This is a genomic window from Novipirellula rosea (genome assembly GCF_039541335.1).
In the GTDB taxonomy this organism is placed as follows: Bacteria; Planctomycetota; Planctomycetia; order Pirellulales; family Pirellulaceae; genus Novipirellula; species Novipirellula rosea.
Genome location: NZ_BAABGA010000016.1, coordinates 86320 through 97428 on the forward strand (window position 1 = coordinate 86320; position 11109 = coordinate 97428).

10 protein-coding genes are annotated in these 11109 nt (G+C 55.9%); 4 read left to right on the plus strand and 6 right to left on the minus strand.

Annotation, left to right across the window (positions count from 1 at the left end):
• Positions 1 to 10: 10 nt before the first annotated feature.
• Positions 11 to 610, minus strand: coding sequence for a CDP-diacylglycerol--glycerol-3-phosphate 3-phosphatidyltransferase (pgsA, locus tag ABD971_RS05680; RefSeq protein WP_339943733.1), 600 nt, complete (start codon positions 608 to 610; stop codon positions 11 to 13).
• A gap of 179 nt (positions 611 to 789) precedes the next feature.
• Complete coding sequence (rimO, locus tag ABD971_RS05685) at positions 790 to 2211, minus strand: 30S ribosomal protein S12 methylthiotransferase RimO (RefSeq protein WP_339943731.1); 1422 nt, start codon at positions 2209 to 2211, stop codon at positions 790 to 792.
• Positions 2212 to 2811: 600 nt separating this feature from the next.
• On the opposite strand from rimO, the gene serB reads away from it, so the two are divergent.
• Positions 2812 to 4023, plus strand: coding sequence for a phosphoserine phosphatase SerB (gene serB, locus ABD971_RS05690; RefSeq protein WP_339943730.1), 1212 nt, complete (start codon positions 2812 to 2814; stop codon positions 4021 to 4023).
• 663 nt (positions 4024 to 4686) lie between these two features.
• Here serB and pheS read toward each other — a convergent pair.
• The 4 genes from pheS to pyrF form a co-directional block, all read right to left on the minus strand.
• On the minus strand, positions 4687 to 5712 hold the full coding sequence (gene pheS, locus ABD971_RS05695) for a phenylalanine--tRNA ligase subunit alpha (protein ID WP_345320257.1): 1026 nt from the start codon (positions 5710 to 5712) through the stop codon (positions 4687 to 4689).
• Between the two features lie 170 nt (positions 5713 to 5882).
• On the minus strand, positions 5883 to 6239 hold the full coding sequence (gene rplT, locus ABD971_RS05700) for a 50S ribosomal protein L20 (protein ID WP_008704621.1): 357 nt from the start codon (positions 6237 to 6239) through the stop codon (positions 5883 to 5885).
• Positions 6240 to 6451: 212 nt separating this feature from the next.
• On the minus strand, positions 6452 to 6658 hold the full coding sequence (gene rpmI / locus ABD971_RS05705) for a 50S ribosomal protein L35 (RefSeq protein WP_339946387.1): 207 nt from the start codon (positions 6656 to 6658) through the stop codon (positions 6452 to 6454).
• 120 nt (positions 6659 to 6778) lie between these two features.
• Positions 6779 to 7717, minus strand: a complete 939-nt coding sequence (pyrF, locus tag ABD971_RS05710) for an orotidine-5'-phosphate decarboxylase (RefSeq protein WP_345320265.1) — start codon at positions 7715 to 7717, stop codon at positions 6779 to 6781.
• Between the two features lie 228 nt (positions 7718 to 7945).
• On the opposite strand from pyrF, the gene ABD971_RS05715 reads away from it, so the two are divergent.
• Genes ABD971_RS05715 through ABD971_RS05725 form a run of 3 tightly spaced genes read left to right on the plus strand, consistent with a single transcriptional unit; the run spans position 7946 to position 10705 of the window.
• Positions 7946 to 8761, plus strand: a complete 816-nt coding sequence (locus ABD971_RS05715; protein ID WP_345320267.1) for a Dabb family protein — start codon at positions 7946 to 7948, stop codon at positions 8759 to 8761.
• A 60-nt stretch (positions 8762 to 8821) separates the two neighbouring features.
• Complete coding sequence (gene acpS, locus ABD971_RS05720) at positions 8822 to 9208, plus strand: holo-ACP synthase (RefSeq protein ID WP_008689740.1); 387 nt, start codon at positions 8822 to 8824, stop codon at positions 9206 to 9208.
• A gap of 6 nt (positions 9209 to 9214) precedes the next feature.
• Entirely contained in the window at positions 9215 to 10705 is a 1491-nt protein-coding gene (locus ABD971_RS05725; protein ID WP_345320272.1) for a dicarboxylate/amino acid:cation symporter, read from the plus strand.
• Positions 10706 to 11109 lie beyond the last annotated feature (404 nt).

The window sequence follows — 11109 nt, forward strand, 5'->3', positions numbered from 1 at the left end:
CGTGGTTCCGTTACGAGGCGTCCTGCTCACCACGCATGACTCGAGCGGCAGCCATCGTGTAGTCGTAACCTGAATAGACGGTCAATGCGATCGAAGCCCAAATCAGAATCGTTGCCGTGGTCAAAAGCCAAGCTGCCACCGGAGTGCTCATCAAGCACAACAGGGACGCGACGATCGCCGCACACTGCAAAACCATCTTCCATTTACCCAGCCAACTCGCGGAAAAATCGCCGCCGCCCCCTTCGATGATCCCTCGCAAACTGGTCACCAGCAATTCGCGGCCGACCACCACCGTCGCCATCCACGATGCGATTCCCGAGCCCGTTTGTTCGACCAACGCGATGAAGGATCCACAGATGATGATCTTGTCCACGAACGGATCGAAGATACGCCCCAACTTCGTGACTTGCCCGTATTTCCGAGCCCAGTAGCCATCCATCCAATCGGTCGAAGCGGCGATCAGAAAGACCACCATGGCGGAGGCGAAATAGCCCATCGGAATCAGCACCACGACGGCAATCGCCAACAAGAACCGCGCAGAAGTCAACGCGTTCGGTACATTGTAAATCGACGTGGATGTCGCTGGAGTCATTGCCAAATTCGTGCTCATTGATCGTGCCGCAATAAGTCCCAAGACTAACAGATCACGCCCAAATGCGAAGTGGCCCTCTTTTCGAACCCCGCATAAGCCCAATGCCTTGCGCGGTGAAATCCACTTAGTGGCGGTCTATTGACTCAGAGCCTACAGCCATGAAATCGCTGCGCGGCGATCCGAAAAACATCCCAGGACTACTCGCCGAGTGATGCGGCGATCAAATCGTAACCGTCCGATGCGACGATCTCGCATTTCTTAATATCACCAACTTGGATCGATTCGCTGTCGTCCGACGGAGATACGTAGACGATCCCGTCGATATCCGGTGCTTCGCTACGCGTGCGGCCGATCCAAACGCCTTCCTGTTCCGGCAGCGGTGAATCGATAATGACATCGTCGATCGTGCCAATTCGACTTTGCACCCATTCGAATGCGATCTGTTGCTGGACCGCCATCAACTCGCCTTGCCGACGCTCCGCCACTTCTTTGGGCACACGGTTAGGCAACTTGGCTGCTGGTGTGTCCTCTTCGACTGAATAGGTAAACACGCCAAGGTGTTCGAATCGTTGTTGCTCGGCGAAATCAATCAGCTCGGCAAAATCCTCATCGGTTTCGCCAGGGAATCCCGCGATCATCGTCGTTCGCATCACCAAATTGTCGATTCGCGAACGCAACTTGCCAAGAATCTCTTCTTGCAACGAACGAGTCGTCTTGCGTGCCATGCGTTTCAGCATCGTATCGCTGGCGTGTTGCAGCGGCATGTCGATGTACGGCAGCACTCGCTTGGCGCCTGCCAAGGTGTCGATCAGCGCGTCGTCGATGTACATCGGATAGAAATACATCAGCCGGATCCACTCGACCGAATCGATCTTGTCCAACTCGGTCAACAATTCCGTCAAACGAGGAGTACCGTAAAGATCTTTGCCGTAATAGGTTGTGTCTTGAGCAACGACGACGATTTCCTTGACACCGCTGTCGCCGAGCCGTTTGGCCTCGTCGATGACTTGTTCCATCGGCTTGCTGTAGTGTTTGCCCCGCATCTTCGGGATCGCACAAAACGTACACAGCCGGTCGCAGCCTTCGCTGATTTTCAGATAGGCAAAGTGCCGTGGCGTGACCGCACTTCGCACCGCATCGCTAAGTGGGTTGATCGGAGCAGGGCGGAAAACTTTCTGTTGCTCTTCGATTCCCGACTGCAAACGATCGATCACCGAGACGATCTCGTTGCGGCCGAAGACGCCGATCATCGCATCGATCTCAGGTCGTGCCTCGAGCAATTTTCCTTGCTGACGCTCGGCCAAACATCCGGTGACGACGACGTTGCGAATTTTCCCCTGTCGCTTCAGCGCCAACATCTCGTCGATCGCCCCCAGCGACTCATCGCGAGCCGAATCGATAAAGCCGCACGTATTGACGACGACAAAGTCCGCATTGTCGACCGAATCGACCATTGCGTAACCATCCTCGTCCAGCCGGCCTAGCATTTGCTCGGTATCAACAAGGTTCTTGGGACAGCCGAGGCTGATGACCGCATAGCGGCCGCGCTTGCTCGAATCGTCGCCCGTCGGACGGTTTTGCAAAGGAGAAGGAGTATCTGAAACGACAGGAAGTTGCATGGAGTGCACAAACAAATGGGCGGGGGGGAAGCTAAGCAAGCACGATTTTTCGCAGCGACAGCTGAATTAAACCCAAGAAACGCCGAATTGGCTACCGACTTTCTCGGGATTCCCGCCGTTATTTTGCCGCAGCCTCCGCGACGATCCTCATTAGCGGGACCCTGCGTGAGGATAATCCCCCCAATGCAACAAAGCTGTGCCGCTTCCACGCTGAGCTAAGATCGCGCTGGAGCGAGCTTCACCTCCCCTTTGGGGGAGGTCAGAGATGGCGGTTGCCAGCTCTGGGTGAGGCTCGTGGTGTTAGAGGCGTGGTATTAGAGAGAAAGCCTGGAGGGTTCGAGAAAGCATCGGTCAGATTCTGCGAAACCCTGCTGTGTGCGAAACCCTGCTGTGTGCGAAAATCGTTGCTGAATTCGCGAATACAGCATTCCGCATTCGCAGCCATACCGTGCCTTGCGATCATACTTCGCTCGCCTTGCCTACCCTTCATCGAGGTGCCGGATCGGTCTATGCTTTCGTCTTTCTTTTCGGGCCCCCTTTCTTTTCGGGCAGAGCCCGGCGAACCGCTCAAACGAAAAATGGCCGATTGGAGAGCCAACAATGGGCAACATCTTTTTACTGCGATTCACCGGCGAAGACCGCGTCGGATTGACGTCCGAGCTGACCCGCACGCTGGCCGAGCTCGGTGCCGAGGTGCTGGATATCAACCAGGCGGTGATCCACCAATCGCTGTTGCTGGGGATGATGATCCGCGTCGCCAGCGGAATTGAAATCGAGCGGCCCATCAATGCGATGGCCGAATCGCTTGACCTTCGCGTCAAGATTCGTGGCATCAACGACACCGAATACGACAACTGGGTCGATCGCCAGGGAAAACCACGATACATCCTGACGTTGCTGGCCCGCTCGATCGAAGCGTCACATATCGCGGCGGTGACCAAGATCATCACCGACGAAGGGCTCAATATCGATGTGATTCACCGGCTGTCCGGCCGACCTCAGCGACTGGAAAACCCCGAGACCCTTCGCCGCGCCTGTGTCGAATTTTGGCTTCGAGGCGAGCCTCACGACAAACCGCGGATGCAGGCACTCTACATGGACCTCAGCCGCGAATTGGCCATCGACATTGCTTGGCAAAAAGATGATGCCTACCGCAGATCACGACGGCTGGTCGCGTTCGACATGGATTCAACGCTGATCCAAGCCGAAGTGATTGACGAATTGGCCAAAGAAGCGGGCTGTGGCGACGAGGTCGCTGCGATCACCGAAAGTGCGATGCGAGGCGAACTGGACTTTGACACGTCGCTGCGTCGCCGTGTCGCGACGCTGAAAGGGCTTCCCGAATCATCGCTCCAACGTGTGGCCGAGCGACTGAAATTGACCGAAGGCGCCGAAGCCTTGCTGCTAAATCTACACGAACTCGGCTACCGCACCGCGATACTGTCAGGCGGATTTAGCTACTTTGGCAACATGCTTCGCGATCGACTCGGTTTCAACTACGTGCACGCTAACGAACTCGAGATCATCGACGGCAAATTGACTGGCAAGGTGCTCGATCCGATCGTCAATGGACAACGCAAAGCCGAGTTACTCGAACAGATCGCCTCGAGCGAAGGAATCAACCGTCGCCAAATCATCGCGGTCGGTGACGGAGCGAACGATTTGCCGATGCTGAACCGAGCCGGGTTGGGCATCGCGTTTCATGCCAAACCGATCGTACGGCAAGAAGCCGGCCACGCGGTTTCCAATCTCGGACTCGACGCCGTGTTGTACCTGCTAGGCGTCCGCGACCGCGAGCGAGTGCAAGTCTAGCGCCCGCCGTGGCGATCGCGAGACATCACGTAGCGAAACACACCACGTAGCGAAACTCGCGAACGGCTTGTTGATTTACTGAGCCGCGACGCGTGAGCGGCCGGGTCCCGCGCGCTACCCGGTGCCTTACGGCCCACGGCTCACTGTTGCGATTTGCATTTCGATTAAATCAACAAGTCGCGAAGAGTTTCGGCCCCTTCGGTCGCAGAGCGGCTGAGTTAGTAGCATGGATTCTAGGCCGGAGGGCGACACACCTGCTGCCAGTGTGTCGGCCTCCGGCCTTACGGCGACAGGTCGCCCCTAAACCGTTGGCTCACGCCAACGGCAGGTCATGTTTCGGCCTCCGGCCTATTCGCTTGCTACTTAACCAGCAGTCTCCTTCGTCGGTGGCGACTTGTCGCCGTAATGCCGGAGGCCGCCTACTTTCGCACTGATCGGGTGTTCTTTATAGCGGTCCAGCGCAATCCGCCCGGTCGAAATCGAACGATTGGTTATTCAAGCAAACGCTGCAGACTCCAACGTATCTTGCAACGACTCGCGAGACTGCTTGGCCTAGCCGGGAAGGGATCTTTAGCAAGATCCACTACGACGATCGTGGAAAGGACCTTTGGCAAGATCCGATACGTTGGTCGTATCGTTAGCAGCTCAAATCCAGTTGCCTGCTTAAAACTGCCGTAAAAATCGCAGGTCGCCACTGTACAGGTCGCGGATGTCGGTGATCCCGTTACGACGCATGCACAGCCGCTCGACGCCCAACCCGAATGCGAATCCGCTGACCTTTTCTGGGTCGTAACCGACCGCTTCAAAGACCGCGGGATCGACCATCCCAGCACCGCCAAATTCGATCCAGGTATCATTCCACAGGAAATCGACTTCGACACTCGGCTCGGTGAACGGAAAGAACGAAGGCCGGAAACGAATCTGGACGTCGCCGCCTAAATAGTTCGTCGCAAACACCCGAAGCACCGTTTTCAAATTCGCCATCGTGACGTGCTTGTCAACGTACAAGCCTTCCATTTGATGGAACATCGGATAATGCGTCGCGTCGGGCGCATCAGGTCGATACACACGGCCCAGCGAGATCACGCGGATCGGCGGTTCATGTTGCTCCATGACACGGATTTGCACCGTGCTGGTTTGGCTTCGCAACAACTGCGATCCTTCGCTGCCGGCTTGCGTGGCCGACGCGGTCGCCAGATAAAAATTGTCTAGCGGGTCGCGTGCCGGATGATCTTCGGGAATGTTCAAGGCAACAAAATTGTGCCACGGATCTTCCACTTCAGGCCCTTCGGCGGCCTCGAATCCCATTCGCCCCATGATCTCCATCAAGTGGTTGATGGTTTGCGTGATCGGGTGGATGTGCCCGACGTTGGGCCGGATTCCTGGCAGCGTCGCATCGAATGTCGGATCGATACCCGACGCTTCGCCGCCTCCCAAACGCGATTGCGACGCTTCGAACGATTCCTGGACCTTTGACTTGAATGCGTTTAGCCGCATCCCCGCAGCCTTGCGATCGCTCGGTTCGATGCCGCCCATCATCTTTTGGACGTCTTTAAGTGCTCCTTTTTTTGCACCTAAAAACCGCACCCGGGTTTCTTCTACGGCGTCAGCATCGGCAGCATTCTCGAACGAATCGAGAGCGTCTTTTTCGAGTTGGTCGAGCGTGCTGATGAATTTATCGAGAGACATGATGCCAGGACACTAAGTCAAAAGGGGTGGGAAAGGAGCGAGAAAACGAGGCCCATTGGTTAGCAGCGAACTACCAAAAAATAAACCCAGCAAAAAATAAACCCAGAGTGCGTTAAACGCGACTCTGGGTCGTATTGGTTTACCCCTAAACAGGGAAAGACACCCGAGGCTTAGGCCGCGAGAACTTCTTTGACCTTGTCGCAGACCTCTTTGAAGCCAGCCTTGTCGTGGATCGCCATTTCCGAAAGCATCTTACGATCCAATTGGATACCGGCCTTGTTCAAACCGTAGATGAATTGGCTGTAGCGAATCCCGTGCTGACGAACCGCAGCGTTGATACGAACGATCCATAGGCGGCGAAAGTCACGCTTGCGGACGCGACGATCGCGGAACGCATACACACCAGCCCGAAGCAATGTCTCCTTGACGCTTCGTGTCAGTTTACCGCGTCCGCCGCGGAAACCTTTGGCTCGTTTAAACAGACGCTTTTTAGATTGCCGACGTGCTGAACCTTTGGTGGTACGCATTGCTTTTACTTCCTAATGGTTGGATCGAATGCTCGAGGATATCGTCGTTGCGATAGAGGTTGTTCGAGCTTTTCGTCGCCTTTCTGACTTCAGGCCCCCGTCAGTTCGTTGCTGCGGGTGTTTCGCCTAGCCAGATGGATACGGTTCGACTTTGGGGTTTTAAAAAAATGGAGTGAGGTTTTTGAACGTGAAAGCAGGCAGTGCTTTCGTGCTTAGTTGCTGTAGCCGTTTAGAGCTGCGTGAATGGTCGGTTCCATCACGCTATCCAGCGAGGTGGTGCCACGCAGGTTACGACGACGCTTTTTGGTCAGGCCTTTTGCCAAGTGGCTTGTGCCGGAGGAGCGATGCATTGCCTTGCCAGTTGCTGACAAGCGAAATCGCTTTTTGGTGCCCTTGTGGGTCTTAATCTTGGTACCCATTTGTGATCCGCAAGTGATAGGTAGGGTGGTTTGGTAAACAACAGTTCGATCGAACACTTCCTTTAGGGTCCTGATCGAACCGCGAAGCTTACCGAATCGCGTTTATTTCCGAAAGTCCTGCTAGGAAATTCGCGTGGCCAGGACGGCATTCATTTCGTCGGTGGCCGCAGAAACGGCATCCTGCCAACGAGATTCACCGTATTTTTGCGAATATTCGTCGCGACGATGGGCAAAAATCAAGTTTCGCGAGTTGTTGACGATTGCCCCCATTCCGGCGTCGTCGAATCCCGCAATCACGTCTTTTGCCGTCCCGCCCTGGGCACCAAAGCCCGGAATCAAGATCCAACTAGTCGGCATCGCCGCCCGCATTTCGGCCAATTGCTCGGGATAAGTCGCCCCCACCACCGCTCCGATCGGGCCATAGCCGCTCTCGCCCGTCCGCCCCTGATTCAATTCCTGGACCAATTCGGCCACGCGAGCGTAGATGGTTTGCCCGTCCGTCACGCGGTCCTGCAGTAGCCCCCCGCCTGGGTTAGATGTTTTTACCAGTACAAACACGCCCGCAGCCCGCTCGTCACAGACCTCGACGAACGGTTCGAGCGAATCGCGGCCCAAATAAGGACTGACGGTCAACGAATCGCTGCCCCACGGGCTGGCGTCTCCCGCCCCTAAATAGGCCTGAGCGTAGGCGGTCGCGGTGCTGCCGATGTCGTTCCGCTTGCCATCGGTGATCACCAATAATCCGGCATCCGACGCATACCGGATGACTTGGCCGAGCGAGACCATGCCGGCCGGTCCGAGCTGTTCAAAGAAGGCGGCTTGCGGTTTGACGCAGGCGACTTTGTCTTTGACGACGTCGATGATGTCACAGCAAAACTGCGTGTACGCCGCGGCTTTTGCATCCGCAGCCCCACTTTCGGCGATTTGCCGGATCGAGGTCGGCAATTGCTCCAAGCGAGGATCCAGTCCGACACAGGTGACCGATCCAGTTCGCCGCACCGCCTGTGCAAGACGATCCGCAAACGCAGTGGGTTTGTTTTGGCTGGTGCTTTGACTCATCGGAACGCGTCTCGATCAAATGGAGGTACAGAAAAGGGAACGAGGTTGAGGGTGAGCCCATTTTCTGATTCCTAAGCTCCGATTCGTCAAGGATGGAAGCGGCCACTGCGAAGCGTTACGATTGTCATTAGACGTGCTGCAACTCCGAAACGCAGAACGTCTTGGTCGCCCCACCTCGCCAGTCCTGCGTTTCGGAGCCGCAGTGCTTCACTCCCACTTTAAGCCCCCATGTCAAAATCGAACCGTTTTCTATCGCTGGCCGTGCTAACCGTTTCTTGTCTCGCGGTCGTAGCGGGCTGCACCGCTGACGAAGCCGCCACGACGACCACCGCCCCAACCACTTCGTCCTCTGCGGATACATCCGAATCAAACGATGCATCCGAATCAACCAAGGAATCACGCGTGCTGCGACATGCCGTCTTTTTCTCGTTCAAAGAATCCTCTTCGCCCGAACAGATCGATGCGGTCGCGAAAGCGTTCGAGCAATTGCCGTCCAAGATTGATTCGATCGTCGATTTCGATTGGGGTGTGAACAACAGCCCCGAAGGACTCGACGATGGATTCACTCATTGCTTCCTATTGTCGTTTGCCGACGAAGCAGGTCGAGCGGAATACCTGCCACACCCGGCTCACAAAGAATTTGGCGACACGCTGCGTCCGCACATGAAAGACGTTTTTGTGATCGATTACTGGGGCGTCGCTGACGAAGATGCGGACGCCGACCGCAAGGATGGCGATGAAACCGAACTGAAACACGCCGTGTTCTTTAAATTCAAGGACGATGCATCCAAAGAGGACGTCGCAAAAATCGAGCAAGCGTTTGCTGAGCTGCCGAACAAGATCGATTCGATCACCGATTTTGAATGGGGCACCAACAACAGTCCCGAAAAGCACGACGATGGCTTCACTCACTGCTTCATGGTCACGTTCGCAGACGAAGCGGGACGCGAAGAGTACTTGCCGCATCCTGATCACAAAGCGTTTGTCGAAATACTGATGCCCGTCCTCGATAAAGCTCGCGTGTTAGACTTTACGACGAAATAGTTTCGCAGCCGCGGTTCCTCCTCTCTCCCCCCCTCTTTTCTTTTTACCCCACGGCCCTTCATGGCAATCCTTGGACTCGGAACGGAAATTGTTGAATGTGTTCGCATCGCCAAAATGATCGAAGCGCATGGCGAACAATTTCTTGAACGTGTCTACAGTGCCAACGAAATCGAGTATTGTATTCAAACGGCAAATACGACTCAGTTGTTTGCCACTCGTTGGGCGGCGAAAGAGGCGGCGATGAAAGCGATGCGATGTCGGTACCAAGGAGTGCGTTGGACCGACATCGAAATCGTGGTGCATGTAGGCGAAGGACCAACCATGTTGCTCTCCGGTGCCGCGTCCCAATGGGCCGAACAACGAGGGATCGAGAGAGTTCATGTTTCGCTAGGTGCCTGCCGCACCCATGCCACCGCGTATGTCATCGCCACTGACGAATTGGATTAACCTGGAATGTTTCGGCTCGCTCTGCATTGGCAACTCCTGATCGGGATGATTTTTGGCACCATCCTGGGCGTGACGTTGAACATCACCGCCTCGAATCGCACGACTACGGTCGTTCGCCAACCGGGCACGCCCAGCGAACTGCCTCGCGGGATCGATTCCGCCGCGATCCACGACACCTCGGGCTCGACGGTGATCCAATATGTCAATGACCAGGGCGAGCAGGTCAAACGGGTCGTCGATCCGGTAGACCCGCAAGCAGGCGTGTTTCGCTCGATCGAAACGCTCGCTGCCGTCGACCCGGCTGCCGTTGCGATCTACGAAACGTATGGCATGAGCGTCGCAAAACAGGTCGGCGGATGGCTGCAGCGGCTGGGGGGACTGTTTTTGCGAATGTTGCAAATGGTTGCCGTCCCGCTGATTATCACCTCGCTGTTGACCGGAGTCTTGGGGCTGGGGTCCTCGCAAGGACTCGGGCGAATGTTTCGTCGCACGCTGACGTATTACATCTGCACCAGCATGTTGGCGATCACCACCGGGCTGTTGGTTGTCAACGTTGTTCGCCCCGGCCTGAAGGATAATGTCGTCGCTCGCGCCCATCCTGATGCGCACGAAGCGGAATCGCTGATCAATGTGTTGTTCGCACAACTCGAGGCGATGATCCCCAAGAACCCGTTTGCCGCCGTCGTCGACTCGAATTTCTTGTCCGTGATCGCGTTCACGATCGCGTTCGCGTTGTTCACCATTTCGGTCGGTGGCAAGACGGCTGAGCGGATTGGCGACGCCGCCAAGGCCGGATTTGACGTGATGATGGCGATGACGATGGCGATCATCAAACTCGCGCCGCTCGGCGTTTTCTTTTTGATCGCCGCGGTTACCGCGACGCAGGGAACCAGTGTGTTTATGGCGTTGGCGTGGTACGTCGTCGCAGTGGCAGTTGCGTTAGCGATCCACTCGCTGATCACGTTGCCGTTGATTTTGAAATTCATTGCCAAACGAAGTCCGGTTGAATTTTTCAAAGCGATGTCGCCAGCGTTGTTGACCGCGTTTAGCAGTGCCAGCAGCAATGGGACATTGCCGTTGACGATGTCGAGCGTGGAAGAGCGTGCCGGGATCAGCAACCGCACTGGATCGTTTGTGCTGCCGCTCGGAGCGACGATCAACATGGATGGCACAGCGCTCTATGAAGCCGTCGCGGTGTTATTCATTGCTCAGTTACACTTTGAGCGCAATTTAGAAATGAGCGAGCAGATCGTCGTCGCGCTGACGGCGTTATTGGCCAGTGTCGGCGCGGCAGGCATCCCGCACGCCGGGTTAGTAATGATGGCGATCATATTGAACGCGGTCGGATTACCGCTAGAGATGCAAGGCATCATCTTGGCGGTCGACCGCGTATTGGACATGTGCCGCACCTCGGTCAACGTCTGGAGCGACTCCTGCGGCTGCGCCGTCATCGAAGCCTTCGAACTCGCCGACGCCCCCAAGCCAAGCACAGAATAGACTTCCAGTCTATCATCTGCACACCGGCCCCCTTTCAGCCGCCTTATCGCCCGCCCCGTCATTCATTTTAAAATTTACAATTGTCAATTTAACTTTTTCAATCCTTCCATTCACAACATCGTCGCCGCAATCGCAGCACGCAATGCTGGCCTTATCCAGTCATCACCAAGTCCCAACAGGGACGGCATACTGTAGCCCACAGCGTGAGCCGTGGGTTACGGAACAAATCAAGAATCAAAGCCCCCGAAAGGGGCGACAGGAAACGCTGCGTCCACCACCGGTCACCACCTCCACCAGCCACCTCTCCCGAGCGCAGCATGGGAGAGGTCGGACGGGCCCTCAAGGCGAGCCCTTTCAAGCTAGCATAAACCATATTCGTGCCGCATTCGTAACTGAATGTAAGC

Coding starts and splice junctions, on each gene's coding strand:
- serB (WP_339943730.1), top strand. CDS start 2,812: ATGGGCAACATCTTTTTACTGCGATTCACCGGCGAAGACCGCGTCGGA.
- pyrF (WP_345320265.1), bottom strand. CDS start 7,717: ATGAGTCAAAGCACCAGCCAAAACAAACCCACTGCGTTTGCGGATCGT.
- pheS (WP_345320257.1), bottom strand. CDS start 5,712: ATGTCTCTCGATAAATTCATCAGCACGCTCGACCAACTCGAAAAAGAC.
- rplT (WP_008704621.1), bottom strand. CDS start 6,239: ATGCGTACCACCAAAGGTTCAGCACGTCGGCAATCTAAAAAGCGTCTG.
- acpS (WP_008689740.1), top strand. CDS start 8,822: ATGGCAATCCTTGGACTCGGAACGGAAATTGTTGAATGTGTTCGCATC.
- rpmI (WP_339946387.1), bottom strand. CDS start 6,658: ATGGGTACCAAGATTAAGACCCACAAGGGCACCAAAAAGCGATTTCGC.
- ABD971_RS05725 (WP_345320272.1), top strand. CDS start 9,215: ATGTTTCGGCTCGCTCTGCATTGGCAACTCCTGATCGGGATGATTTTT.
- ABD971_RS05715 (WP_345320267.1), top strand. CDS start 7,946: ATGTCAAAATCGAACCGTTTTCTATCGCTGGCCGTGCTAACCGTTTCT.
- pgsA (WP_339943733.1), bottom strand. CDS start 610: ATGAGCACGAATTTGGCAATGACTCCAGCGACATCCACGTCGATTTAC.
- rimO (WP_339943731.1), bottom strand. CDS start 2,211: ATGCAACTTCCTGTCGTTTCAGATACTCCTTCTCCTTTGCAAAACCGT.